Origin of the sequence: Pseudomonas sp. 8209, from assembly GCF_028682105.1 — a bacterium.
Taxonomy (GTDB): Bacteria; Pseudomonadota; Gammaproteobacteria; order Pseudomonadales; family Pseudomonadaceae; genus Aquipseudomonas; species Aquipseudomonas palmensis.
The window spans coordinates 149,709-175,042 of record NZ_JANIAH010000009.1 but is presented as its reverse complement, the minus strand read 5'-3'; the positions used below and the strand labels follow the sequence as shown (position 1 = coordinate 175,042).

At 60.0% G+C, this 25,334-nt stretch carries 21 protein-coding genes; 17 read left to right on the top strand and 4 right to left on the bottom strand.

Going from position 1 to position 25,334, the window contains the following annotated elements; genetic code table 11:
* Nucleotides 1-2 precede the first annotated feature (2 nt).
* The 4 genes from NP552_RS20320 to NP552_RS20305 form a co-directional block, all read right to left on the bottom strand.
* Nucleotides 3-743 (bottom strand): YciK family oxidoreductase, encoded by a 741-nt coding sequence (locus tag NP552_RS20320; protein WP_274097089.1) that lies wholly within the window; start codon nt 741-743, stop codon nt 3-5.
* A 113-nt stretch (nt 744-856) separates the two neighbouring features.
* Entirely contained in the window at nt 857-1,528 is a 672-nt protein-coding gene (gene mupP / locus NP552_RS20315; RefSeq protein ID WP_043862672.1) for an N-acetylmuramic acid 6-phosphate phosphatase MupP, read from the bottom strand.
* 2 nt (nt 1,529-1,530) lie between these two features.
* Entirely contained in the window at nt 1,531-2,229 is a 699-nt protein-coding gene (ubiG, locus tag NP552_RS20310; protein WP_043862673.1) for a bifunctional 2-polyprenyl-6-hydroxyphenol methylase/3-demethylubiquinol 3-O-methyltransferase UbiG, read from the bottom strand.
* Nucleotides 2,230-2,290: 61 nt separating this feature from the next.
* Nucleotides 2,291-3,622 carry a TRZ/ATZ family hydrolase gene (locus tag NP552_RS20305; RefSeq protein WP_254996388.1) on the bottom strand — a complete coding sequence of 444 codons (1,332 nt, stop codon included), beginning with the start codon at nt 3,620-3,622 and terminating at the stop codon, nt 2,291-2,293.
* A gap of 109 nt (nt 3,623-3,731) precedes the next feature.
* Here NP552_RS20305 and mtnA point away from each other — a divergent pair, with 109 nt between their 5' ends.
* The 17 genes from mtnA to NP552_RS20220 all read left to right on the top strand — a co-directional run bounded on the left by mtnA (nt 3,732) and on the right by NP552_RS20220 (nt 25,313).
* The gene (mtnA, locus tag NP552_RS20300) at nt 3,732-4,808 is read left to right on the top strand and encodes an S-methyl-5-thioribose-1-phosphate isomerase (protein ID WP_078479774.1); all 1,077 of its coding nucleotides are present in this window, start codon (nt 3,732-3,734) and stop codon (nt 4,806-4,808) included.
* A 257-nt stretch (nt 4,809-5,065) separates the two neighbouring features.
* The gene (gene gyrA / locus NP552_RS20295) at nt 5,066-7,705 is read left to right on the top strand and encodes a DNA gyrase subunit A (RefSeq protein WP_054915857.1); all 2,640 of its coding nucleotides are present in this window, start codon (nt 5,066-5,068) and stop codon (nt 7,703-7,705) included.
* 99 nt (nt 7,706-7,804) lie between these two features.
* Nucleotides 7,805-8,890 (top strand): 3-phosphoserine/phosphohydroxythreonine transaminase, encoded by a 1,086-nt coding sequence (gene serC, locus NP552_RS20290; protein ID WP_043862751.1) that lies wholly within the window; start codon nt 7,805-7,807, stop codon nt 8,888-8,890.
* Nucleotides 8,890-9,984: a prephenate dehydratase gene (gene pheA / locus NP552_RS20285; RefSeq protein ID WP_043862677.1), complete on the top strand. Its 1,095-nt coding sequence runs from the start codon at nt 8,890-8,892 to the stop codon at nt 9,982-9,984. The genes serC and pheA overlap by 1 nt, the downstream gene beginning before the upstream one ends.
* Nucleotides 9,985-10,024: 40 nt before the next feature.
* A complete protein-coding gene (locus NP552_RS20280) occupies nt 10,025-12,262 on the top strand; it encodes a bifunctional prephenate dehydrogenase/3-phosphoshikimate 1-carboxyvinyltransferase (protein ID WP_043862678.1) in 2,238 nt (745 codons plus the stop codon).
* Nucleotides 12,259-12,945, top strand: coding sequence for a (d)CMP kinase (gene cmk / locus NP552_RS20275; protein ID WP_043862679.1), 687 nt, complete (start codon nt 12,259-12,261; stop codon nt 12,943-12,945). The genes NP552_RS20280 and cmk overlap by 4 nt, the downstream gene beginning before the upstream one ends.
* Nucleotides 12,946-13,069: 124 nt before the next feature.
* A complete protein-coding gene (gene rpsA / locus NP552_RS20270; RefSeq protein WP_043862680.1) occupies nt 13,070-14,746 on the top strand; it encodes a 30S ribosomal protein S1 in 1,677 nt (558 codons plus the stop codon).
* Nucleotides 14,747-15,062: 316 nt separating this feature from the next.
* Entirely contained in the window at nt 15,063-15,356 is a 294-nt protein-coding gene (gene ihfB, locus NP552_RS20265) for an integration host factor subunit beta (RefSeq protein WP_043862681.1), read from the top strand.
* A gap of 24 nt (nt 15,357-15,380) precedes the next feature.
* Nucleotides 15,381-15,623 carry a lipopolysaccharide assembly protein LapA domain-containing protein gene (locus NP552_RS20260; protein WP_043862682.1) on the top strand — a complete coding sequence of 81 codons (243 nt, stop codon included), beginning with the start codon at nt 15,381-15,383 and terminating at the stop codon, nt 15,621-15,623.
* A gap of 98 nt (nt 15,624-15,721) precedes the next feature.
* Nucleotides 15,722-16,012 (top strand): hypothetical protein, encoded by a 291-nt coding sequence (locus NP552_RS20255; RefSeq protein WP_274097088.1) that lies wholly within the window; start codon nt 15,722-15,724, stop codon nt 16,010-16,012.
* A 267-nt stretch (nt 16,013-16,279) separates the two neighbouring features.
* Entirely contained in the window at nt 16,280-17,332 is a 1,053-nt protein-coding gene (locus NP552_RS20250) for a Wzz/FepE/Etk N-terminal domain-containing protein (protein WP_274097087.1), read from the top strand.
* 172 nt (nt 17,333-17,504) lie between these two features.
* Nucleotides 17,505-18,848: a Wzz/FepE/Etk N-terminal domain-containing protein gene (locus NP552_RS20245; RefSeq protein WP_258659562.1), complete on the top strand. Its 1,344-nt coding sequence runs from the start codon at nt 17,505-17,507 to the stop codon at nt 18,846-18,848.
* Between the two features lie 694 nt (nt 18,849-19,542).
* Entirely contained in the window at nt 19,543-20,523 is a 981-nt protein-coding gene (locus NP552_RS20240) for an NAD-dependent 4,6-dehydratase LegB (protein ID WP_043862684.1), read from the top strand.
* An 8-nt stretch (nt 20,524-20,531) separates the two neighbouring features.
* A complete protein-coding gene (locus NP552_RS20235; protein ID WP_274097086.1) occupies nt 20,532-21,683 on the top strand; it encodes a LegC family aminotransferase in 1,152 nt (383 codons plus the stop codon).
* Nucleotides 21,680-22,834 (top strand): UDP-N-acetylglucosamine 2-epimerase, encoded by a 1,155-nt coding sequence (gene neuC / locus NP552_RS20230; RefSeq protein WP_274097085.1) that lies wholly within the window; start codon nt 21,680-21,682, stop codon nt 22,832-22,834. The genes NP552_RS20235 and neuC overlap by 4 nt, the downstream gene beginning before the upstream one ends.
* Nucleotides 22,835-22,837: 3 nt before the next feature.
* The gene (gene neuB / locus NP552_RS20225) at nt 22,838-23,923 is read left to right on the top strand and encodes an N-acetylneuraminate synthase (RefSeq protein ID WP_258659556.1); all 1,086 of its coding nucleotides are present in this window, start codon (nt 22,838-22,840) and stop codon (nt 23,921-23,923) included.
* Nucleotides 23,924-24,257: 334 nt separating this feature from the next.
* Entirely contained in the window at nt 24,258-25,313 is a 1,056-nt protein-coding gene (locus NP552_RS20220; RefSeq protein WP_258659552.1) for a nucleotidyltransferase family protein, read from the top strand.
* Nucleotides 25,314-25,334: the final 21 nt, after the last annotated feature.

The window sequence follows — 25,334 nt, the reverse complement described above, 5'->3', positions numbered from 1 at the left end:
GGCTACTGTGCGTTGAGCGCCTGGCCGTTGATGCCCTTGCTGTCCGGGCCCATCAGGTAGAGGTAGACCGGCATGATCTGCTCGGGCAGCGGGTTGTTCTCCGGTGCCTCGGCAGGGTAGGCCTGGGCGCGCATGCTGGTGCGTGTGGCGCCCGGGTTGACGCTGTTGGCGCGCACGGGGGCAACGTTCTCCAGCTCGTCGGCGAGGGTCTGCATCAGGCCTTCGGTGGCGAATTTCGATACGCCATAGGCACCCCAGTAGGCCCGGCCCTTGCGCCCGACGCTGCTGGAGGTGAACACCACCGAGGCATCCTCCGACAGCTTGAGCAGCGGCAGCAGGGTGCTGGTGAGCATGAACATGGCGTTGACGTTGATGTGCATGACGCGCATGAAGTTCTCGCCCGACAACTGCTCCAGCGGGGTACGCGGGCCGATGATGGAGGCGTTGTGCAGCAGCCCGTCGAGACGACCGAATTCGTTTTCCACCATCACTGCCAGCTCATCGTACTGATGGGGCAGGGCGGTTTCGAGGTTGAAGGGCACGACCACCGGTGCCGGATGGCCGGCCGCGGTGATCTGGTCGTGCACCTCGTTGAGGTTGGCTTCGGTCTTGCCCAGCAGCAGTACCGTGGCGCCATGGGCAGCGTAGGCCATGGCAGCAGCGGCGCCGATGCCGCGACCGGCGCCGGTGACCAGGATGACCCGGCCGTTGAGCAGGCCGGGGCGGGCGGTGTAGTCGAACATGGGATTCCCTCGAGATCGTGGTGAGGCATTCGCCGGCACGGCCGGCTCCTACAAATCGATGCGGTGTTGCAGGAGCCGGCCGTGCCGGCGAAGCTTTTGGCGGGTGTCGGCGATCAGCAGCCGCACAGGGCGCTGTCGAGCACCTTGCGCAGGTCCAGCGGATGATCGACCACCACGTCCGCGCCCCAGTTGTTGGGGTTGTCCTCTGGATGAATATAGCCGTAGCGCACCGCTGCGGTGCGGGTGCCGGCGTCGCGGCCCGACTCGATGTCGCGCAGGTCGTCACCCACGAACAGCACGCTGGCCGGGTCCAGGTTCAGGGTCTTGCAGGCCAGGATCAGCGGCTCGGGGTCGGGCTTGCTGTTCTTCACGTGATCCGGACAGATCAGCAACGAAGATCGCTCGGCCAGGCCCAGCTGCTGCATGATCGGCTCGGCGAAGCGTACCGGCTTGTTGGTGACCACGCCCCACAGCAGATTGCCTTTTTCGATGTCGGCCAGCAGCTCGGCCATGCCGTCGAACAGCTTGCTGTGCACCGCGCAATCCTTCTGGTAGCGCTCGAGGAATTCCAGGCGCAGCGCCTCGAACTCGGGGGCTTCGGGGCTCATCGCGAACGCGGCGGCGACCATGGCTCGGGCGCCACCGGAAATCACCTCGCGAATCCGTTCGTCGTCGATTGCCGGAAGGCTGCGGTCGGCCAGCATGGCCTGGCAGATGGCGATGAAATCCGGCGCCGTGTCGAGCAGGGTGCCGTCCATGTCGAAAAGTACTGCTCGCAAACGCATGCTCATTCCTCGCGCAGGGTCTGGATCATGTAGTTGACGTCGACGTCGCTGGCCAGTTTGTAGTGCTTGGTCAGCGGGTTGTAGGTCAGGCCGATGATGTCCTTGACGCTCAGGCCCGCTTCGCGGCTCCAGGCGCCCAGTTCGGACGGTCGGATGAATTTCTTGAAGTCATGGGTGCCGCGCGGCAGCAGCTTCATGATGTATTCCGCACCGATGATGGCGAACAGGTAGGCCTTGGGGTTGCGGTTGATGGTGGAGAAGAATACCTGGCCGCCGGGCTTGACCATGCGGTAGCAGGCGCGGATCACCGAGGAGGGGTCGGGTACGTGCTCGAGCATCTCCAGGCAGGTGACCACGTCGAACTGCTCGGGCATTTCCTCGGCCAGGGCTTCGGCGGTGATCTGCCGGTATTCCACCTCGACGCCGGACTCCAGCTGGTGCAGGCGGGCGACGGCCAGCGGCGCTTCACCCATGTCGATGCCGGTGACGGTGGCACCCCGCAGGGCCATGGCCTCGCTGAGAATGCCGCCGCCGCAACCGACGTCGAGCACTTTCTTGCCGGCCAGCTTGACCCGCTCGTCGACCCAGTTGACCCGCAGCGGATTGATGTCGTGCAGTGGCTTGAATTCGCTTTCGCGGTCCCACCAGCGGTGGGCCAGGGCTTCGAATTTGGCGATTTCGGCGTGGTCGACGTTGCTCATGGAACGGTCCTCAGAAACTTTGATAATTCGCTACAGGTCGGCAGCCGTGGCTGCCGACGGGTTATTCGTGCTGGCCGCCGATACGCTGGCCCCAGCCACAGGCGCTGGCATGCAGGGCCTGTTCGTCGAGCCGGGTGAGGCGGCGCTCATCGAGCAGTTGCCGGCCGGCCACCCAGACGTGTCTTGCGCAGTCCCGCCCGCTGGCATACACCAGTTGCGAGACCGGGTCGTAGATCGGCTGCTGGGCCAGGCCCGACAGATCGAATGCCACCAGGTCGGCAGCCTTGCCCAGCTCCAGCGAGCCGGTTACGGCCTCCAGGCCCAGGGCGCGGGCGCCGTTGAGGGTTGCCATGCGCAATGCGCGATGGGCATCCAGGGCGCTGGCCGAACCTGACACGGCCTTGGCCAGCAGGGCCGCGGTACGGGTTTCGCCCAGCAGGTCGAGGTCGTTGTTGCTGGCGGCGCCATCGGTGCCTATGGCTACGTTGACGCCAGCCTGCCACAGGCGTTCCACCGGGCAGAAGCCGCTGGCCAGCTTGAGGTTGGATTCAGGGCAGTGCACCACGCTGGTGTTGCTTTCTACCAGCAGGGCCAGGTCGTCGTCGCTGACCTGGGTCATGTGCACGGCCTGCAGGCGCGGGCCCAACAGGCCGATGCGTGCCAGGCGCGCCAATGGCCGCTCGCCGCACTGGTCGATGGACTGCTGCACCTCGAAGGCGGTCTCGTGCAGGTGCATGTGCACCGGCGCGTCCAGCTCTTCGGCGATCACCCGGACCTTTTCCAGGTTGGCGTCGCTGACCGTGTACGGTGCGTGCGGGCCCAGGGCCACGGTGATGCGCGGATGGTGGCGCAGGTCGCCGAACAGCTCCACGCCCAGGTGCAGGCCTTCGTCGAAGGTGCGGGCGCCGGGAATCGGGAAGTCCAGCAACGGCACTGCGATCTGCGCGCGCATGCCGCTGTCGTGCACGCATTCGCTGGCGATCTTGGGGAAGAAGTACATGTCCGAGAAGCAGGTGATGCCACCCTTGAGCTGTTCGGCAATGGCCAGGTTGGTGCCGTCACGCACGAAGGCTTCATCGACCCAGCGGGCTTCGGCGGGCCAGATGTGCTCCTGCAGCCAGGTCATCAGCGGCAAGTCGTCGGCCAGGCCGCGAAACAGCGTCATCGCGGCGTGGCCGTGGGCGTTGATCAGGCCGGGGGCGAGCAGGCAGCCGGGCAGCTCGCGCACCTCGGTGGCCTGCAGGCGCAGGGCGTCTTCGCGCGGGCCGATGAAGGCGATCAGGCCGTCGCGGATACCGATGCCGTGGCCCTTGAGAACCACCCCGGCCGGTTCGACGGGCACCAGCCACGAGGGCAGGAGCAACAGGTCGAGGGGAGGGGCAGGCTTGGGCATGTGCGAAAATCCCGGTATCGCGGAAGGTGGGGGCGAAGTATACCCGAGCGTCCGCGGCTGGGGCTCGTTATAATCGTGCGCTTTTGATGTCCGAATGACGGGGTGAGGCATGCGCGATCGACTGTTGGCTGCGGAGAAGGTGACGGCCATCGATTGGCGGGATGGTGCCCTGTATCTGCTCGACCAGCGTGCGCTGCCGTTCGAGCAGCGCTGGCTGGCGTATACCGATGCCGTCGGGGTGGCCGAGGCCATCCGCACCATGGTGGTGCGCGGCGCCCCGGCCATCGGCATCAGTGCGGCCTATGGCCTGGTGCTGGCGCTGCGCCAGCGCCTGGCGGATGGCGATGACTGGGAAATGGCTCTGGAAGAGGACTTCGAGCTGCTTGGCGAAGCCCGTCCCACCGCCGTCAACCTGTTCTGGGCACTGAACCGCATGCGCGAGCGGCTGTTGCGGATCAAGGCCGGGGATGACGTGCTGGCGATCATGCTGGCCGAAGCCGAGGCCATTCACGAGAGCGACCGTGAAGCCAACCTGACCATGGCCCAGCTGGGCGCCGAGCTGATTCGCAGGCATCAGGGCAGCGAGCAGGCCATCCTCACCCACTGCAATGCCGGCGCGCTGGCCACGGGCGGGTTCGGCACTGCGCTGGGGGTGATTCGCGCCGCGTACCTGGAAGGCATGGTGGAGCGGGTGTACGTGGCCGAGACCCGGCCCTGGCTGCAAGGGTCGCGGCTGACCGCCTGGGAGCTTGCCGGTGAAGGGGTGCCGGTGACCATCGGCGTCGATTCCGCCGCCGCGCACCTGATGAAGACCAAGGGCATCACCTGGGTGATCGTCGGCGCCGACCGCATCACTGCCAATGGCGACGTGGTCAGCAAGATCGGCACCTACCAGCTGGCGGTCAATGCCATGCACCATGGGGTTCGCTTCATGGTGGTGGCGCCCAGTTCGAGCATCGACCTCAACCTGGCCAGTGGCGAGGAGGTGATGCTCGAGGAGCGGGATGTCAGCGAGCTGCTGGAGGTGGGCGGCGAACGGGTCGGGGCCGGGGTAGAGGCCTTCAATCCGGTGTTCGATGTGACGCCGGCAGACCTGATCGACGTGATCGTGACCGAAAAGGGCATTGTCGAGCGTCCGGACGCGGCCAAGATGGCGCAGTTGATGTGCCGCAAGCGGTTGCATTGAAGTCCGCGCCGCGCCCTTTGCCGGCAAGCCGGCCTCAGATCGGGCGGCGGTTTGCCATACTCCCAAGCCTATCGGGACTGTGGTAACATCCGACGGTTTCCAAGACCGCCTCCCGAGGCGGTCTTTACTGCGCAGATCCATGGCATAACTCGTTGATTTGTCGTAAGTCGCTGCCGGTCATCTGCTTGCAGCGGCGAGCTTCGTTCGTCCCATATGGATGTGACGAGGTTTCACCAGAAAAAGGAATCAGGCTTCTCATGGGCGAACTGGCCAAAGAAATCCTACCGGTCAATATCGAAGACGAACTGAGACAGTCCTACCTCGACTACGCGATGAGCGTCATTGTCGGGCGTGCACTGCCCGATGCGCGTGATGGCTTGAAGCCCGTGCATCGCCGCGTTCTGTTTGCGATGAGTGAACTGGGTAACGACTGGAACAAACCGTACAAGAAATCCGCCCGTGTGGTCGGTGACGTGATCGGTAAGTATCACCCCCACGGTGATACCGCGGTCTACGACACCATCGTCCGTATGGCCCAGCCGTTCTCGCTGCGCTACCTGCTGGTGGACGGCCAGGGCAACTTCGGTTCGGTGGACGGCGACAATGCCGCGGCCATGCGATACACCGAAGTGCGCATGACCAAGCTGGCGCACGAGCTGCTGGCAGACCTGCACAAGGAAACCGTCGACTGGGTGCCCAACTACGACGGCACCGAGCAGATTCCGGCGGTCATGCCGACCAAGATCCCGAACCTGCTGGTCAACGGCTCCAGCGGTATTGCCGTGGGCATGGCGACCAACATTCCGCCGCACAACCTCGGTGAAGTCATCGACGGTTGCCTGGCGCTGATCGACAACGCCGACATCACGGTCGATGAGCTGATGCAGTTCATCCCGGGGCCGGACTTCCCGACTGCCGCGATCATCAACGGTCGCCAGGGCATCATCGAGGCCTACCGCACCGGTCGCGGGCGCATCTACATGCGTGCCCGCTCGACGGTCGAGGACATCGACAAGGTCGGTGGCCGCCAGCAGATCGTGATCACCGAGCTGCCGTACCAGCTGAACAAGGCGCGGCTGATCGAGAAGATCGCCGAGCTGGTCAAGGAAAAGAAACTCGAGGGCATCACCGAGCTGCGCGACGAGTCCGACAAGGACGGCATGCGCATCGTCATCGAGCTGCGCCGTGGCGAAGTGCCGGAGGTGATTCTCAACAACCTCTATGCCCAGACCCAGCTGCAGGCCGTGTTCGGCATCAACATCGTGGCGCTGATCGACGGCCGTCCGCGGGTGCTGAACCTCAAGGACCTGCTCGAGGCGTTCGTGCGTCACCGCCGCGAGGTGGTCACCCGCCGTACCGTGTTCGAGCTGCGCAAGGCCCGTGAACGCGGTCATATCCTCGAGGGCCAGGCGGTCGCACTGTCCAACATCGACCCGGTCATCGCCCTGATCAAGGCTTCGCCGACGCCGTCCGAGGCCAAGGAAGCGCTGATCGGCACGCCGTGGGAGTCCAGCGCCGTGCAGGTGATGGTCGAGCGCGCCGGCGCCGATTCCTGCCGCCCGGAAACCCTCGACGAGCAGTACGGCCTGCGTGATGGCAAGTACTACCTTTCGCCCGAACAGGCCCAGGCCATCCTGGACCTGCGCCTGCACCGCCTGACCGGCCTGGAGCACGAGAAGCTGCTGGCCGAGTACCAGGAGATTCTCAAGCAGATCGGCGAGCTGATTCGCATCCTGAACAACGCCGAGCGCTTGATGGAAGTGATCCGCGAAGAGCTGGAGCTGATCCGCGCCGAATATGGCGACGTGCGCCGCACCGAGATTCTCGATGCACGCCTGGACCTGACCCTGGGTGACATGATCCCGGAAGAAGACCGCGTGGTGACCATCTCCCACGGCGGCTACGCCAAGACCCAGCCGCTGGCGGCCTACCAGGCCCAGCGCCGTGGCGGCAAGGGCAAGTCGGCCACCGGCGTCAAGGACGAGGACTACATCTCGCACCTGCTGGTCGCCAACAGCCACACTACGCTGCTGCTGTTCTCCAGCAAGGGCAAGGTGTACTGGCTCAAGACCTACGAAATCCCCGAGGCGTCGCGTGCCGCACGTGGCCGTCCGCTGGTGAACCTGCTGCCGCTGGGCGAGGGCGAGGTCATCACCACCATGCTGCCGGTGGAGGAATACACCGAAGGTCACTTCATCTTCATGGCCACCGCCAACGGCACCGTGAAGAAGACCCCGCTGGAGCAGTTCAGTCGTCAGCGCAGTGTCGGCCTGATCGCGCTGGAGCTGGACGAAGGCGACATCCTGATTTCCGCCTCCATCACCGATGGTGAGCGCGAGGTCATGCTGTTCTCCGATGCCGGCAAGGTCACCCGCTTCAAGGAGTCCGACGTGCGTGCCATGGGGCGTACCGCCCGCGGTGTGCGCGGCATGCGCCTGGCCGAGGGGCAGAAGCTGATTTCGATGATCATCCCCGAAGAAGGCAGCCAGATCCTCACCGCTTCCGAGCGTGGTTTCGGCAAGCGTACCGCCATCGCCGAGTTCCCCGAGTACAAGCGTGGTGGCCAGGGCGTCATTGCCATGGTCAGCAACGATCGCAACGGCCGTCTGGTCGGTGCGGTACAGGTGCAGGAAGGCGAGGAGATCATGCTGATTTCTGACCAGGGCACCCTGGTGCGTACCCGTGTCGGCGAAGTCTCCAGCCTGGGCCGCAATACCCAGGGCGTGACGCTCATCAAGCTGGCCAGCGACGAGACCCTGGTGGGTCTGGAGCGGGTGCAGGAGCCGTCCGACGAGGAAGACGACGAAGACTTCGTGGCGGATGCCGAGGCTGACGTGGACGCCGGCGAAGGGTCGCCACTGGACGCTGCAGCTGACGAAGAGACGCCGCAGGAATAAATTGTAGTAGCGCAACCTATGGGAGCGGCTGTGGGGGCGGGCAGGCCCGCCACTGCGGTGTCTGCTCCCACAGACATCAAGAGCAGAGCGAGAGTGGATGTGAGCAAACGAGCCTTTAACTTCTGCGCAGGCCCTGCTGCGCTTCCTGAAGCTGTGCTGCAGCGTGCCCAGGCAGAAATGCTGAACTGGCGCGGCAAAGGCCTGTCGGTCATGGAGATGAGCCACCGTAGCGACGACTACGTGGCCATTGCCGAGAAGGCCGAGCAGGACCTGCGCGACCTGATGTCCATCCCCTCCAACTACAAGGTGCTGTTCCTGCAGGGCGGCGCCAGCCAGCAGTTTGCCGAGATCCCGTTGAACCTGCTGCCCGAGGGCGGTACGGCCGACTACATCGAGACCGGCATCTGGTCGAAAAAGGCGATCGAGGAAGCGCGTCGCTACGGCAACATCAATGTCGCCGCCAGCGCCAAGCCTTACGATTACCTGGCCATCCCGGGTCAGAACGAGTGGAACCTGACCAAGGACGCCGCCTACCTGCATTACGCCTCGAACGAGACCATCGGTGGTCTGGAGTTCGACTGGGTGCCGCAGACCGGTGACGTGCCGCTGGTGGTGGACATGTCCTCGGACATCCTCTCGCGTCCGGTCGACGTGTCGCAGTTCGGTCTGATCTACGCCGGTGCGCAGAAGAACATCGGCCCCAGCGGCCTGGTGGTGGTGATCGTGCGTGAAGACCTGCTGGGCCGTGCCCGCAGCAGCTGCCCGACCATGCTCGACTACAAGGTCGCGGCCGACAACGGCTCGATGTACAACACCCCGGCAACCTATTCCTGGTACCTCTCGGGCCTGGTGTTCGAGTGGCTCAAGGAGCAGGGCGGTGTCGCTGCCATGGAGCAGCGCAACCGCGCCAAGAAGGACCGCCTGTACGGCTTCATCGACAAGAGCGACTTCTATACCAACCCGATCAGCAGCAATGCCCGTTCCTGGATGAACGTGCCGTTCCGCCTGGCCGACGAGCGCCTGGACAAGGCGTTCCTGGCGGGCGCCGACGAGCGTGGCCTGCTCAACCTCAAGGGTCACCGTTCGGTGGGCGGCATGCGTGCCTCGATCTACAACGCCCTGGGCCTGGATGCCGTGGAGGCACTGGTGGCCTACATGGGTGAATTCGAGAAGGAACACGCCTGATGTCCGAACAGGAACTCAAGGCCCTGCGCGTGCGCATCGACAGCCTCGACGAGAAGATCCTCGAGTTGATCAGCGACCGTGCGCGCTGCGCCCAGGAAGTCGCCCGGGTCAAGACTGCGACCCTGGCAGAAGGCGAGGTGCCGGTGTTCTACCGGCCCGAGCGCGAGGCGCAGGTGCTCAAGCGCGTGATGGAGCGCAACAAGGGCCCGCTGGGCAACGAGGAAATGGCCCGGCTGTTCCGTGAAATCATGTCGTCGTGCCTGGCCCTGGAGCAACCGCTCAAGGTCGCCTACCTGGGGCCTGAGGGCACCTTTACCCAGGCCGCGGCCATGAAGCACTTCGGCCATGCCGTGATCAGCAAGCCGATGGCGGCCATCGACGAGGTATTCCGCGAAGTGGTCGCCGGCGCGGTCAATTTCGGCGTGGTGCCTGTGGAAAACTCCACCGAAGGTGCGGTCAACCACACCCTGGACAGCTTCCTTGAGCACGACATGGTGATCTGCGGCGAAGTCGAGCTGCGCATTCACCACCACCTGCTGGTGGGCGAGAATACCAAGACCGACAGCATCAGCCGTATCTACTCCCACGCCCAGTCGCTGGCCCAGTGCCGCAAGTGGCTGGATGCTCATTATCCGAACGTCGAGCGGGTGGCGGTATCGAGCAATGCCGAAGCTGCCAAGCGGGTCAAGGGCGAGTGGAATTCGGCGGCGATCGCTGGTGACATGGCGGCTGGCCTGTACGGTCTGACACGCCTGGCGGAGAAAATCGAAGACCGTCCGGACAATGCCACGCGCTTCCTGATGATCGGCAACCAGGAAGTGCCACCGACCGGTGATGACAAGACCTCGATCATCGTTTCGATGAGCAACAAGCCGGGTGCGTTGCACGAACTGCTGGTACCGTTCCATGAGAACGGCATCGACCTGACCCGCATCGAGACCCGTCCGTCGCGCAGCGGCAAGTGGACCTACGTGTTCTTCATCGACTTCGTCGGCCACCATCGTGACCCGTTGATCAAGGCGGTGCTGGAGCAGATCAGCCAGGAGGCGGTGGCCCTGAAGGTACTGGGCTCGTATCCGAAGGCGGTGCTCTGAGGTATGCCAATGCGTGATGTTCTGAACAGGGTCCTGCTCCGTGGTTGAAGTCGTAAAGCAAGGCGGGCCCGTCATTGGCCGGCTGGTGGTGGTGGGCCTGGGCCTGATTGGCGGCTCGTTCGCCAAGGGCCTGCGTGAAAGTGGCCTGTGCCGCGAGGTGGTCGGTGTCGACCTGGACCCGCAATCGCGCAAGCTGGCGGTCGAGCTGGGTGTGGTCGACCGTTGTGAAGAGGACCTGGCTGCGGCCTGTGTCGGGGCTGACGTGATCCAGCTGGCGGTGCCGATCCTGGCCATGGAAAAGCTCCTGGCGCGCCTGGCGCAGCTTGACCTGGGTGCGGCGGTGCTGACTGATGTGGGCAGCGCCAAGGGCAACGTGGTGCGTGCTGCGCGCGAAGCCTTTGCCGAGAAGCTGCCGCGTTTCGTACCTGGCCATCCGATCGCGGGTTCCGAGCAGAGTGGGGTGGAGGCCTCCAATGCCGCCCTGTTCCGTCGTCACAAGGTGATTCTCACGCCGCTGGCAGAAACCGACCCGGCCGCCCTGGCGCTGGTCGATCGCCTGTGGCGTGCACTGGATGCCGATGTCGAGCACATGCAGGTGGAGCGCCACGACGAAGTGCTGGCGGCAACCAGTCATCTGCCGCATCTGCTGGCTTTCGGCCTGGTCGATTCGCTGGCCAAGCGCAATGAAAACCTCGATATCTTCCGTTACGCTGCCGGTGGGTTCCGCGATTTCACAAGAATCGCCGGAAGCGACCCGGTCATGTGGCATGACATCTTCCTCGCCAATCGCGAGGCTGTCCTGCGCACACTGGATACATTTCGCAGCGACCTCGACGCCTTGCGCGACGCGGTCGATGCAGGGGATGGGCACCAGCTGCTGGGCGTTTTCACCCGCGCCCGGGTTGCCCGCGAGCATTTCAGTAAAATCCTGGCCCGTCGGGCCTATGTGGACGCTATGAACTCCAACGACCTGATTTTCCTGGCACAACCTGGTGGCCGCCTGTCCGGCCGTATTCGCGTACCAGGCGACAAATCGATTTCTCACCGCTCGATCATGCTCGGCTCCCTGGCCGAAGGCACCACCGAGGTGGAAGGCTTCCTCGAGGGTGAGGATGCGCTGGCGACCCTGCAGGCGTTCCGCGACATGGGCGTGGTCATCGAAGGCCCGCACCATGGTCGCGTGACCATTCACGGGGTGGGGCTCAATGGCCTCAAGCCGCCGCCTGGCCCGATCTACCTGGGCAACTCGGGTACCTCGATGCGCCTGCTGTCCGGCCTGCTGGCCGCGCAGCCGTTCGACACCGTGCTGACCGGCGATGCTTCGCTGTCCAAGCGCCCGATGAACCGTGTGGCCAACCCGCTGCGCGAAATGGGTGCGGTCATCGAGACCGCCGCCGAGGGCCGCCCGCCGATGACCATCCGCGGTGGCCATACGCTCAAGGCGCTGGATTACAAACTGCCGATGGCCAGTGCCCAGGTCAAATCCTGCCTGTTGCTGGCCGGCCTGTATGCCCAGGGCAAGACTACCGTCACCGAGCCTGCGCCTACCCGTGACCATACCGAGCGCATGCTGCGCGGTTTTGGCTACAGCGTGAGCGTCGATGGCCCTACCGCCTCGCTGGAGTCCGGTGGCAAGCTGACCGCCACCCACATCGAGGTGCCGGCCGATATCTCCTCGGCGGCCTTCTTCCTGGTCGCGGCCTCGATTGCCGAGGGTTCGGAGCTGGTACTGGAGCACGTCGGCATCAACCCGACCCGCACCGGTGTCATCGACATTCTGCAACTGATGGGCGGCGATATCACCCTGGAAAACCAGCGTGAAGTCGGCGGCGAGCCGGTAGCCGACCTGCGAGTGCGCGGCGCCAGGCTCAAGGGTATCGAGATTCCGGAGCACCTGGTGCCCCTGGCGATCGACGAGTTCCCGGTGCTGTTCGTGGCTGCGGCCTGTGCCGAAGGGCGTACCGTGCTGCGCGGCGCCGAAGAGCTGCGGGTGAAGGAGTCGGATCGCATCCAGGTCATGGCCGACGGCCTGCTGGCGCTGGGCGTGAAGTGCGAACCTACCCCGGACGGCATCATCATCGACGGCGGCAGCATCGGTGGCGGCGAAGTGCATGGGCATGGCGACCACCGTATCTCCATGGCCTTCAGCGTCGCCTCGCTGCGCGCTTGCGCGCCGATTCGCATCCATGACTGTGCCAACGTCGCCACCTCGTTCCCCAACTTCCTCGCGCTGTGTGCCGAAGTCGGCATCCGCGTAGCTGAAGAGGGCAAGTCGTGAACGCGCTGGCACCGGTCATCACCATCGACGGGCCTAGCGGTTCTGGCAAGGGTACCGTTGCCGGCATGCTGGCCCGCGAGCTGGGCTGGAAGCTGCTGGATTCCGGGGCTCTGTACCGCCTCCTGGCATTCGCCGCCGGCAACCACGGTGTCGACCTGACCAATGAAGAGCTGCTGGTCAAGCTGGCCGCCCATCTGGACGTGCAGTTCATCGCCGCCGAGCCGGGCAAGTTGCAGCAGATCATCCTCGAGGGGGATGATGTGAGCAATGTGATCCGTACCGAAACCGTGGGCGCTGGCGCATCGATGGTGGCTTCGCTGCCGGCGGTGCGTGATGCGCTGCTGCAGCGCCAGCGGGCGTTTCAGGAGTCGCCCGGCCTGATCGCCGATGGGCGCGACATGGGGACGGTGGTGTTTCCAGACGCGCCCTTGAAGATTTTCCTCACGGCCAGCGCCGAGGAGCGGGCGCGTCGTCGTTACTTGCAGTTGAAGGGCAAGGGCGATGATGTTAGTCTGTCGAGTCTGCTAGATGAGATACGTGCGCGTGATGAGCGCGACACCCAGCGCGCAGTGGCCCCGCTCAAGCCGGCGGCCGATGCAATCCAGCTGGATTCCACGGAATTGTCCATCGAGCAGGTGTTGCAACGCATCAGAAGCGAGATCGCACTTCGCGATATCGCCTGATACAGGGCGGCATGCAGGGGCACCAGTCAACGTCCTGCAGGCTTTCCCTTTATATGAACGAAACCCACATTGTCTGGAATGTGGCTGATGGGCGTATGTCTCGCCCTAATCTACAGGAATTAAAATGAGCGAAAGCTTTGCAGAACTCTTTGAAGAAAGCCTGAAAACCCTCAACCTTCAACCAGGTGCGATCATCACCGGTATCGTTGTCGATATCGACGGTGACTGGGTTACTGTCCACGCCGGTCTGAAGTCCGAGGGCGTCATCCCGCTCGAGCAGTTCTACAACGAAGCTGGCGAGCTGACCATCAAGGTCGGTGACGAAGTTCACGTTGCGCTGGACGCGGTCGAAGACGGCTTTGGCGAAACCAAGCTGTCCCGTGAAAAAGCCAAGCGCGCCGAGTGCTGGATTGTTCTGGAAGCAGCTTTCGCCGCCGAAGAAGTGGTCAAGGGCGTTATCAACGGTAAGGTTAAAGGCGGCTTCACTGTCGACGTTAACGGTATCCGTGCGTTCCTGCCGGGCTCCCTGGTTGATGTCCGCCCTGTGCGTGACACCACCCACCTCGAAGGCAAAGAGCTGGAATTCAAGGTCATCAAGCTGGACCAGAAGCGCAACAACGTTGTCGTTTCCCGTCGCAGTGTCCTGGAAGCCGAAAACAGCGCCGAGCGCGAAGCTCTGCTGGAATCGCTGCAGGAAGGCCAGCAAGTCAAAGGTATCGTCAAGAACCTCACCGACTACGGCGCATTCGTTGACCTGGGCGGCGTTGATGGCCTGCTGCACATCACCGACATGGCCTGGAAGCGTATCAAGCACCCGTCGGAAATCGTCAACGTTGGCGACGAGATCGACGTCAAGGTACTGAAGTACGATCGTGAGCGTAACCGCGTTTCGCTGGGCCTGAAGCAACTGGGCGAAGACCCATGGGTTGCTATCAAGGCACGTTACCCAGAAAGCACCCGCGTCATGGCGCGCGTCACCAACCTGACCGACTACGGCTGCTTCGCAGAGCTGGAAGAAGGCGTGGAAGGCCTGGTACACGTTTCCGAAATGGACTGGACCAACAAGAACATCCACCCTTCGAAAGTCGTACAAGTCGGCGACGAAGTGGAAGTCATGGTTCTGGACATCGACGAAGAGCGTCGTCGTATCTCCCTGGGCATCAAGCAGTGCAAGTCGAACCCATGGGAAGACTTCTCTGGCCAGTTCAACAAGGGCGACAAGATCTCCGGCACCATCAAGTCGATCACCGATTTCGGTATCTTCATTGGTCTGGACGGCGGCATCGACGGTCTGGTTCACCTGTCCGACATCTCCTGGAACGAAGTGGGCGAAGAAGCCGTACGCCGCTTCAAGAAGGGCGACGAGCTGGACACCGTCATCCTGTCGGTTGACCCAGAGCGCGAGCGTATCTCCCTGGGTATCAAGCAGCTGGAAGACGATCCGTTCTCCAACTACGTTGCTGTCAACGACAAAGGCGCTATCGTAAAAGGTATCGTTAAAGAAGTTGACGCCAAGGGCGCTATCATCACCCTGGCCGACGATATCGAAGCCACTCTGAAAGCTTCCGAAATCAGCCGTGACCGCGTTGAAGACGCGCGTAACGTCCTGAAGGAAGGCGAAGAAGTTGAAGCCAAGATCATCAGCGTTGACCGCAAGAGCCGCGTAATCAACCTCTCCATCAAGTCGAAAGACGATGCTGAAGAGAAAGAAGCAATCCAGAGCCTGAAAGCCGCTCCGGAAGCTGCCGCCGATACCACCATGGCTGCACTGCTGCGCGAAGCAATGGCCAAACAGAACTGAGTTCTGCTTGATCATTAAAAAGGGCGACTTCGGTCGCCCTTTTTTGTGCCTGCGATTCATGTCTGTTTGCGGATGAGTCTGCAGGGGGTCCCATGCCTTCCTGTGTTCCGCCAGGGCGGATTCGTCCACGTCAGGGCGAAGCAAATGCGCCAATCCCTTGCCCCGCCTCACCTGCGGGCAGCGGCACTCACTTGTCACCTTTGTGTGCAAATCTTGAAAATTTTATTAAGTCAAGAACCACCCTGTTCAAATCAGCTAGGGCGTGCTACAAACAGAGTAAGCAATGATCTAGCTGCTTGATAAAGAAGGGAAAAATATGACGAAGTCGGAGCTGATCGAACGTATTGTCACCCATCAAGGGCTGCTTTCATCGAAGGATGTGGAGCTGGCCATCAAGACCATGCTTGAGCAGATGTCCCAGTGCCTGGCTACAGGGGATCGAATCGAGATCCGCGGCTTTGGCAGCTTCTCGCTGCATTACCGGGCGCCGCGCCTGGGTCGTAACCCGAAGACGGGGCAGTCGGTGAGTCTGGACGGCAAGTTCGTGCCGCATTTCAAGCCCGGTAAAGAGTTGCGTGATCGGGTCAACGATGAGGAGGAGGGCGCATGATGGCCGCTGAGCAAGGAGCAAGTCATGCGTAACCTCAAGCGTGTAGTGCTGGCGCTGGTGGTGCTGGCCGTTGCGGCGGTGGTGCTGCTGTTTGTGCTGGAGAACCAGCAGTCGGTGGCATTGGTGCTGTTTGGGTGGGCTGCGCCGGCGTTGCCGTTGTCGGTTGTGGTGCTGGTTGCCTTGGTGGGTGGGTTGCTGGTTGGGCCGGTGATGGGGGCATATGTTGCAGTGCGTGCCAGAAGTCGTGCTAGGCGTATGAGTCGGTAACGCAGCCCACCTGGCTGTAAAATGCAGAATCTTCCTACAGCTTTTGAGCGAAGATGCCACGTGGCGGCGGCGATCTTTTATGGGGTAATGGCGCTCCATTGAATACCCTGGAATGGGCCGCGCATGTTTTACTCTCGATTCCTCATCACCGCGCTTTCTATGGCGTTTCAGCCTATTATCAAGCCCTCCTTCCTCTCTGTTTCTGCTCTCTTTTTGTTTGCGCATCGGTATCCGCGGGATGGCCGCTCGGGCCCGCTGTCTACCTCGCATTCATCTGGCGATTGATCATGCTTTCAACCGTCATGCTGCAGCAGATTATGCTGGCACATGCTGATCTCGATGCCGGCTACGTACTGCCCCAAGTATTGCCATTGTGCGTCGGCATGTGAGCCAGGTGGGTGAAAGTAGTGTTGTGGCTTTTGCTTTTGCGCTGGGAACTTATCTGAATGTTGCCTTATCAGATGCCTCTGCATCGGTGCCGCATGCGCGTAAAGAAAATGTCGTCGTCACCAGGCAGGTTGCCAAAAACGTCACTAAGCTATGATTTATTAAAGAATTATATGTCAATGACATCATTTTGCCATCTGCCGTTTACTGACCTTCCAATCTAAATGGTTGGTTTCAAAAGAAAATGGACCCAGGGAACCACAAAATAAATGTCCAGCGACCGTGAGCGAGTGATTAGAGATGATGAAATTGATCTTGTGGAGCTGATGGCTCGATTGTGGCGGCACAGGCTATTGGTTCTCGTGACGACACTTCTGGTAGGGGCAGTTGCTGTGGCGTACAGCATGCTGGTTACTCCGATCTACGAAGCCAAGGTGTTTGTGCAGCCTCCCACCCAGAATGATATTGCTCATCTCAACTACGGTCGCGGTGGTAGCTCGGGGTTGATGATGCTGTCAGTAAAAGACATTGCGGGTGTGTACTCGCGTGTGTTGCAGTCCGAGTCATTGCGTCGTGAGTTTTTCGAATCGAATTACCTGCCTTGGTTGGCTCAGCGAGAGGGGCGGCGTTCCCAGGATGACCTTTATAACCAGATGAGCAAGGTGCTGGTGTTAGAGCTTGTGAATCCCGAGTCACCCGGGCGTTACTCTGTTGCTGTCAAGCTATCTGACCCGCACTTGGCTGCACAGTGGGCGATGCGCTATGTGCAAATGGCAGGAGAGCGAGCGAAAAGCGAGGTGCTCAAGGATGTGAAGGCTGACGCTATGGTCAAGGCAAATAACCTTGAGCGGCAGATTGCCTTGGCGCGCGAGACTGGGGCGCACAAGCGAGAGGACCGAATTGCGCAACTCAAGGAGGCGCTGATTATCGCCAAGTCCATTGGGTTGGTAAGACCGCCGATCATCAGTGGAGATATCGCCAAGGAGCTTTCTGCAAATATGGACGGGGCGCTGACCTATATGCGGGGAAGCGAGGCGCTGGAGGCGGAAATCAATAATTTGGAGCGGCGGAGTTCGGACGATCCTTTTATATCCAAATTGCGTGAGCAACAGGCTGATTTCGAATTCTATCAGTCGTTGGCTATCGATCCGGCCACTGTAGAAGTCTATCGGCAGGATGGAGGGGTCGAATCGCCTGATATGCCGGTCAGTCCGAAGAAGGCGTTGATCATCCTGCTGGGTGTTTTGGTTGGTCTATTCTTGGGGATGATCTTGGCACTGTTGAAGTATGTATGGTTGAGTAATCGCGGCGTACGCTCCTAGGTGAAGGGCGCTTGACGCGTCCTGTATGGAGCACGGCGCGATTAGGTGGCACAATGCATGCAAATTGACGCGGCAGTGTGCCCAGTGGCTCTATTCGGCGAGTTCGCCGGTAGTGTATAGGTGCTTGTCTGTCAGACACGGTACGTGTATATCAGCCAGAGCAGGTTTAAATGTGACAAGTGTTTCCCGTATACCCCCGGTCATCGCACAAGGTGAATTTGATTTTCTGGCGACCGCCCAGGTGGTCTGGCAGCAGAAAAAATTGATCGTCGCTTCCTCGCTGGTGTTCGCTGCGCTGGGGGCCATTTACGCTTTTACAGCCACGCCAGAGTATGAAACCAGTGCAGTGCTGCGCTCTGTTCCACTGAATGATCTGGATGCGTTGAATCGTTCAGGTGTCTACTCGCTGTCGCCGGATGAGGCACTGATGCGGGTTGCCTCTGCTGTGGATTCCTATGAGGTCCGCCTTGGCTTCTATCAGGCTAACCCGCAGTTGCAAGAGCAGTTTGTTGGGGCCTACGGTGCACCAGCGCACGCATTCGAGAGGTTCAACCGCGATCTGCAGATGAAGGTGCAGACGGACGTTCAGAAGCCCGCCGCGTTCTCCACAAGCGTAAGTATGCAGATGCGCTACCCGCAAGGCATCAATGGCCCTGACGCGCTCAACGGATTGATTGAGTACGCAATTGATAACGAGCGCCGACACATTTCTGACGACCTAAAGGTTATCGTCAGCAATCGGCTGGCTGAAGTAGATGCGAAGCTGGCTGCTGCACGCAGTAACTATGATGCTACGAAGCAGGGGCGAATCGCCGAGTTGCTAGAGGCTGATCGTCTGAAGCGCGCCCAGTTGCAGGATGAGTTGAAGGCGTTGCGTGCCCAGCTCAAGTTGCTGAGGGAGGATCGTATTGCCCAGTTGAATGAGGCCATCACAATAGCGCGCTCCCTGGGTTTGAAGAGGCCTTCAACGCCTTCTTCCATGGCCAATAGCGATTCCTCCGGTACGATCAATCGAACCGAGGTCACCAACCAGCAGATCCCTCTGTACTTCATGGGTGTAGATGCACTGGAGGCGGAGCGTCAGGTAATGCGACGTCGCGAGTCGGACGATTTTTCGGATCCCAAGGTTGCACAGATTCGCAAGCAGCTCTTGGTGCTCGCCAATAATCGCGAGGTTGAAATATTGCGCAAGCGCGATAATGACGAGCTGTTCCTTAAAGGAATCGAGTCGTTGCGTGCCGAGCGAGCGCGACTTGAGGGTATGGGAGCGGACGCTAGCAGCATGCGATTGGTAAGCATTGATCAGCCTGCGGTGGTACCAGTGGCGCCAGTGCAACCGAAAAAGTTGATAGTGATATTGATGGGCTTGGTAGTAGGTGGCGTCTTCGGCATTTTTCTGGCGATTATGCGAAATGTGCTTGTCGTGCGTCGCCTTCATCTTTCACAAGAGGTTTCAATGGCGGTGCCTGTGGTCGCCAAGACGCAGGCGCCTTCGTTGCCTGAAAGTGGTCGGTAGGTCGTGGATGGTCTCTAGGCTCGAGTGCGCAGGCTCCATCGCGGCATTTTGCCTGCTCGGCTTCGGTGGGGTTCTTCTAGCGAAAACCCCATGGTGGAAGTAATCGCTCTTGCGTTAGGAAGTTCCAGATATTGGGTGTCGTGCGCAATCGGTGATGCGTCGAGGGTGGTCTGATAAGCGATGTGATCCATTTGGGTGAATGTTTCGTTGGTTGGGATGAGCCTGGTCGATAGTTGTTTTAACTGGACAGTTACTCAGGCAATCATCGCTACTGGGCGGGGTATAGGGTCTGGTTATCCAGGGCTCCTATTGCTCTCGCGTAAGCCCTCTACCGCTCCGTGGGGTAGGTTGACAGAGCGGGGCAATGGAGAAGCGTTCTGTCTTTGTGTATAGTGGTTCGAAAATTTTGTGCTGCATAAAGCTCGCTTTTGATGCTTTGTGCAGCGTTGGTGCTGGAGCCGCGGCAGCAGGGTTATTGGTGAGCCTTGCATGGCGACATGGCCCTGGACGTCCCGGCCGCTGAGCTCTCTCGAGCAAGCAGGGGCGACGGGTCGCATGGGGTGCCGATCAGGCAGCATCTTACGATCAGTTGAGTCGCTGCGCCAAGGTCCCTTGGCGAGCTTCTTCGATGGTACATTCATATCTTTGTCGCCCCTGAGCAAGTGTCAGGGAAAGAGACTTTAAGGGTTTAACGATGACTACAGTTTTGGTGACCGGCGCTGACGGATTTATCGGCTCGCATTTGACCGAGTTGCTGGTGCGTGAAGGTTATAAGGTTAAGGCGCTTTCCCAATATAACTCATTCAACTATTGGGGCTGGCTTGAAGACGTTGACTGTCTTTCGCAGATTGAGGTGCTTAACGGCGACGTGAGGGATCCTCACTATTGCAAGCACATTACAAAAGATGTGGATATTGTCTTTCACCTAGCGGCACTGATTGCCATTCCATACTCGTATGTTGCCCCTGACAGCTACGTGGATACCAATGTCAAAGGGACCCTGAACATCTGCCAGGCTGCGCTGGAGAACGGCGTCAAGCGCATCATTCACACGTCCACAAGCGAAGTGTACGGTACCGCACAGTATGTGCCGATCGATGAGAAACATCCGCTTCAGGCACAATCGCCTTACAGTGCGTCAAAAATTGGTGCCGATGCGATGGCGATGAGCTTTTTCAATGCCTTTGATCTGCCGTTGACCATCGCTCGTCCGTTCAATACCTATGGCCCTCGCCAGTCTGCTCGGGCAGTTATTCCGACCATCATCAGTCAGATCGCCGCCGGCCAGAAGCAGATCAAGCTGGGCGACGTGACCCCTACTCGTGACTTCAACTATGTTGCTGACACTTGCCGAGGATTCCTTGAGCTTGCGCGTTGCGAGCGTGCGATCGGTGAAACCGTCAACATCGGTTCCAATTTCGAGATTTCCGTTGGTGACACCCTCAGTCTGATCCGTGAGCTGATGGGCAGTGACGTCGAGTTTCTGACGGACGATCAGCGCATTCGTCCAGAAAAGTCCGAGGTTTTCCGTCTGTGGTGTGACAACTCCAAGATTCATGGTTTGACCGGATTCAAGCCTGAGTACTCCATTCGCCAGGGTCTGGAAAAGACGGTGGAATGGTTCTCGCAGCCACAGAATCTTGCCAAATACAAAGCCAATATCTATAACGTTTGAGGTTCGGTATGTTCGACTCGCTTGTCAGGTTTGTACGCGAACAATATCGCACCAATGAATTCATACCGTTGCACGCGCCGGTATTTGGGGGCAACGAGCAGCAGTATGTAGCCGATACAATCACGTCTACGTTTGTCTCCAGCGTAGGTGCCTTTGTTGATCGCTTCGAACGTGACATGCAGAGCTACACCGGAAGCCCGCGGGCAGTTGCAACCGTCAATGGCACCGCTGCGCTGCACATCGCGTTGTTGCTCGCGGGTGTCAAACCCGGTGAGCTGGTGATTACCCAGTCGCTGACGTTTGTGGCTACCTGCAATGCCATCGCCTATTGTGGGGCACAGCCGGTGTTTGTGGATGTGGACCGCGAAACTCTGGGGCTTTCTCCATCGGCGCTCGCAGTGTGGCTTGAGGCCGAGGCGTTTATCGATGCCGACGGCCAGTGCCGTCTGAAAAAGGATGAACGAGTCATCAGGGCCTGCTTGCCGATGCACACCTTCGGTCATCCGGTTGCCCTGGATGAGTTGGTCGATGTGTGTCGTCGCTGGGGGCTTGCATTGGTCGAAGATGCTGCTGAATCGCTGGGCAGCACCTACAAGGGGCAGCATACCGGCACCTTCGGTCTGATCGGCACCCTGAGCTTCAACGGTAACAAGGTCATCACCACCGGTGGCGGGGGCATGCTGTTGGCAGGCGAGGCTCTCGGGGATAAGGCCAAACACTTGACCACAACCGCCAAGCAGCCACATCCCTACGAATACGTGCATGATGAAGTGGGCTACAACTATCGCTTGCCGAATATCAACGCGGCCTTGGGCTGTGCCCAGCTCGAGCAACTCGACGCATTCCTAGAGGCCAAGCGCGCTTTGGCGATGCGCTACGCTGACGAACTGGCCGGTAGCGACTTGCAATTTGTGCTCGAGCCCGAGGGCTGTCGTTCCAATTACTGGTTGAATGCGGTTGTCTGCCAGGATTTGGAGCAACGGGATGCGCTGCTCAAGGCCACCAATGACAGCGGTGTGATGACGCGCCCGATATGGCGCCTGATGAATCATCTGCCGGCTTACCGCGAGTGCATCGCCGGGGATTTGAGCAATGCCCAGTGGCTTGAGGCTAGGGTGGTGAACCTGCCCAGCAGCGTGCCCGCCGGGGCAGCTTCATGAGTCGGCGCATCGCCGTATTCACCGGTACAAGGGCAGAGTACGGCCTTCTGTATTGGCTGATGAAGGAGATCCAGGCCAGTTCGTCGCTGGAACTGCAGGTTATTGTTAGTTGCATGCACCTGTCTCCGGAGTTTGGTAATACCTGGCAGCAGATTAAAGACGATGGTTTCGTCATCGACGCCAAGGTCGAAATGCTGTTGTCATCCAACACCGATGTCGGTACGGTCAAATCTATGGGCCTGGGTACGCTGGGTTTCGCTGATGCACTTGATCGACTGCGGCCTGACGTCCTAGTGGTGTTGGGCGATAGGTTTGAGGCACTGAGTATCGTTCAGGCTGCCTTGATCATGCGAATTCCGGTTGCCCATCTGCATGGTGGTGAGGTTACCGAAGGGGCCTATGATGACGCGATTCGTCACGCCATAAGCAAGATGGCCTATCTGCATTTCGTCGCGGCGCACCCCTATCGCCAACGCGTCATCCAGATGGGCGAAGCGCCAGAGCGTGTGTTCAATGTAGGGGCGGTGGGCCTGGATCATATCAAGCGCACGCCCGTTCTGTCCGAGCCTGAGCTGGCAGAGACGTTGTCGTTTGATTTCAACTCGCCGTTTCTGCTGGTGACCTATCATCCGGTAACGCTTCTGGAGGAAGACCCTGTTTCCAGTTTCGCTGCGCTACTGGGAGCACTGGACGAATTTTCCGATTACGGTGTAGTGCTCACCTATCCCAACGCCGATAATGGCGGACGGGGTCTCATTCCCATGATTGAAGATTACGCGGCCTCCAATGCCGGTCGTGTACTGGCGATCCCGTCGCTGGGTTTTCGCCGTTATCTCAGCGTAGTGGGCAAGGCCGCAGCGGTTGTGGGCAACTCGTCCAGTGGGCTCATTGAGGTGCCGTCCTTCGGTGTGCCGACCGTGAATATCGGTGCGCGCCAGCAAGGTCGTCTGTGTGCAGAGTCCGTCGTCCATTGCCTACCGGAAAAAGCGTGTATCGTCGCCGCCCTTGAAACGGCGTTGAGTGAACCTTTTTCAGCCGCTTGCAAGCAAGTTGAAAACCCTTATGGACAAGGCGATGCTGCCAAGCAGATCGTGCAGATCCTCGAAACTTGTGACGTCTCAGTTCACAAGTCATTTCATGATTTGAGTTGACGTATGACAAAATTAAACGAGGAAGGCATATACGTTATCGCCGAGGCCGGCGTAAACCACAATGGGCAGCGCGACCTGGCTTTTCAATTGGTCGAGTTGGCCGCGCAAGCAGGCGCGGACGCGGTAAAGTTTCAGACCTTCGATGCTCGGAAGCTGGCATCGGCCACTGCACCCAAGGCGCTTTATCAGCAGAAGACCACCGATGCGGCTGAAAGTCAGTTGGCCATGCTTCAGAAATTGGAATTGCCCAGAGCCTGGCATGCGGACCTGCAGGCGCATGCGAAGGCCAAGGGAATCGAATTCATCAGTACTGCTTTCGATACAGACAGCCTCGAATTTCTGTGTACGCTGGACATACCGTTCTTCAAGATACCATCCGGTGAGCTGACCAATGGCCCGCTGCTGTGGCAGTTTGCGCGTACGGGCAAACCACTGATTCTTTCCACTGGTATGGCGACATTGAGTGAGGTCGAGCAGGGGCTGGCAATCATTGCGCACGCTTTGGTCAATGATCAGGAGCCTCTGGGCATGGATCAGGTTTGGCGTTGCTGGAGCAAAGCCCAGGTGAGGGAGCGCCTGAAGGGGCATGTGACCTTGCTTCACTGCACCTCGCAGTATCCAACGCCGCTTACGGAAGTGAACCTGCGGGCGATGGATACCCTGCAACACGCCTTTGGCCTAGAAGTCGGTTACTCTGATCATACCCAGGGCTTGTTGATTCCGTTGGCAGCTGTCGCCCGCGGCGCGAAAGTGATTGAAAAACACTTCACGTTGGACCGAACGATGTCTGGCCCGGATCACAAGGCTTCTCTGGAGCCGACCGAGCTCGCCGAGATGGTTGCGCAGATCCGCGGTCTGGAGCAAGCGCTGGGCTCGTCCTCAAAGTCACCGCAGCCCAGTGAGTGGGACACACGTAAAGCCGCACGTCAGCAAGTGGTGGTTACGCGTGATATCGCAGCCGGTGAGCGATTTTCTCGTACTGACCTGGCCACCGCGCGTTGCGGCGGGGGGCTGCCGGCTACTGCCTTGTGGGGAATGGTCGGTATAGAGGCTTCGCGCGACTATCGAGCCGGCGAGGCAGTTGAATGACGACGGCGCTGATGGATGGCACATCGCGTCCGGTGCTTCTGCTCGGGGCAGGTGGGCATGCCCAGGTGTTGTCGTTGGGGTCAGGATCGATCACGACTGTATACTTGGCAGCCATATCCTGTCCCCCATCCGCAGTGCTGTGTGGAGCTGTCAGCGTGGCAAGTGAGTCCTTCATCGGAGCCGGCTCCGTCACCATACAAGGCGTACCGATAGGTCAGTACGGTATCGTCGGAGCGGATGCTACCTTGGTCAAAGACCTACCCGCAGGTCATGTGGTAACGAGTGCGTCAGTACGAATCCATGAATCGAAATATGTGAGTCGGCCAGAAAAAACATGAAACCACTAGATCAGCAACTCTGGCGCAAAGTGTTGCTTGCCCAGGGCTCGAGTATTCAGCAGGCGATCAGCAACCTGGATGCTTCCGGGTTGCAAATCGCGCTCGTCGTTTGTCCGCAAGGTCGCCTGCAAGGGAGTGTCACCGACGGTGATGTCAGGCGCGGCTTGCTGCGTGGGCTTGAACTCGGCAGCCCTGTGGAGCAGATCATGGCGCTCAGCCCGTTGGTTGTGCCGCCTGAGATGGCGCGCGATATGGTTCTGCACCTGATGCAAGCCAACAAGGTCCATCAACTACCGATCATAGATGCAGAACGTCGCGTTGTAGGCTTGCACCTGTGGGATGAAGTGCTGGAACCTGCTGAACGCGAAAACACAATGGTGATCATGGCCGGTGGCTTGGGCAAGCGTTTGCTGCCACTCACCGAAGACTGTCCCAAGCCCATGTTGCCGGTGGGCGGCAGGCCCATGCTCGAGTTGATTATCGAGCGCGCGAAGGCAGATGGTTTCGTCAATTTCATTGTGTCTGTGCATTACCTCGGGCATATGATCGAGGACTATTTTGGAGACGGCCACAAGTGGGGGGTGAAGATCACTTACCTTCATGAGGACTCACCTCTTGGCACTGCGGGCGCTATCAGTTTGTTGTCGCCGCGCCCAACCCTGCCGTTCCTTGTAACGAATGGCGATGTATTGAGTGATATACGCTACGGTGAAATTCTTGATTTTCACCTGAGACATGGAGCGTTGGCAACAATGGCAGTTAGGCTTCATGAGTGGCAGAACCCATTCGGGGTGATTCGTACGGAGGGCATCAAAATCGTCGGTTTTGATGAAAAGCCTATCTATAAAACTCATGTGAATGCCGGTATCTACGTCTTGGACCCTGCAGCACTTGACGAGCTGGTTGTGGGCGGTCAATGCGACATGCCTACGCTGTTCGAGCGTGTCCAGCAGAAGGGCGAAAGTACGATTGCATACCCGATGCACGAGCCTTGGCTTGATGTGGGACGTCCTGACGACCTGCAACTGGCTCGTAATAAGTATCCTGTCTAATTGTTGAATTTTATTGGAGAG

Excerpts from the sequence above, each read along its gene's own strand:
- ubiG (WP_043862673.1), bottom strand. The coding sequence starts at position 2,229 with ATGAGCAACGTCGACCACGCCGAAATCGCCAAATTCGAAGCCCTGGCC.
- NP552_RS20235 (WP_274097086.1), top strand. The coding sequence starts at position 20,532 with ATGTTCGACTCGCTTGTCAGGTTTGTACGCGAACAATATCGCACCAAT.
- NP552_RS20305 (WP_254996388.1), bottom strand. The coding sequence starts at position 3,622 with ATGCCCAAGCCTGCCCCTCCCCTCGACCTGTTGCTCCTGCCCTCGTGG.
- neuC (WP_274097085.1), top strand. The coding sequence starts at position 21,680 with ATGAGTCGGCGCATCGCCGTATTCACCGGTACAAGGGCAGAGTACGGC.
- NP552_RS20320 (WP_274097089.1), bottom strand. The coding sequence starts at position 743 with ATGTTCGACTACACCGCCCGCCCCGGCCTGCTCAACGGCCGGGTCATC.
- mupP (WP_043862672.1), bottom strand. The coding sequence starts at position 1,528 with ATGCGTTTGCGAGCAGTACTTTTCGACATGGACGGCACCCTGCTCGAC.
- neuB (WP_258659556.1), top strand. The coding sequence starts at position 22,838 with ATGACAAAATTAAACGAGGAAGGCATATACGTTATCGCCGAGGCCGGC.
- rpsA (WP_043862680.1), top strand. The coding sequence starts at position 13,070 with ATGAGCGAAAGCTTTGCAGAACTCTTTGAAGAAAGCCTGAAAACCCTC.
- ihfB (WP_043862681.1), top strand. The coding sequence starts at position 15,063 with ATGACGAAGTCGGAGCTGATCGAACGTATTGTCACCCATCAAGGGCTG.
- gyrA (WP_054915857.1), top strand. The coding sequence starts at position 5,066 with ATGGGCGAACTGGCCAAAGAAATCCTACCGGTCAATATCGAAGACGAA.
- NP552_RS20220 (WP_258659552.1), top strand. The coding sequence starts at position 24,258 with ATGAAACCACTAGATCAGCAACTCTGGCGCAAAGTGTTGCTTGCCCAG.
- mtnA (WP_078479774.1), top strand. The coding sequence starts at position 3,732 with ATGCGCGATCGACTGTTGGCTGCGGAGAAGGTGACGGCCATCGATTGG.
- NP552_RS20240 (WP_043862684.1), top strand. The coding sequence starts at position 19,543 with ATGACTACAGTTTTGGTGACCGGCGCTGACGGATTTATCGGCTCGCAT.
- pheA (WP_043862677.1), top strand. The coding sequence starts at position 8,890 with ATGTCCGAACAGGAACTCAAGGCCCTGCGCGTGCGCATCGACAGCCTC.
- NP552_RS20260 (WP_043862682.1), top strand. The coding sequence starts at position 15,381 with ATGCGTAACCTCAAGCGTGTAGTGCTGGCGCTGGTGGTGCTGGCCGTT.
- NP552_RS20250 (WP_274097087.1), top strand. The coding sequence starts at position 16,280 with ATGTCCAGCGACCGTGAGCGAGTGATTAGAGATGATGAAATTGATCTT.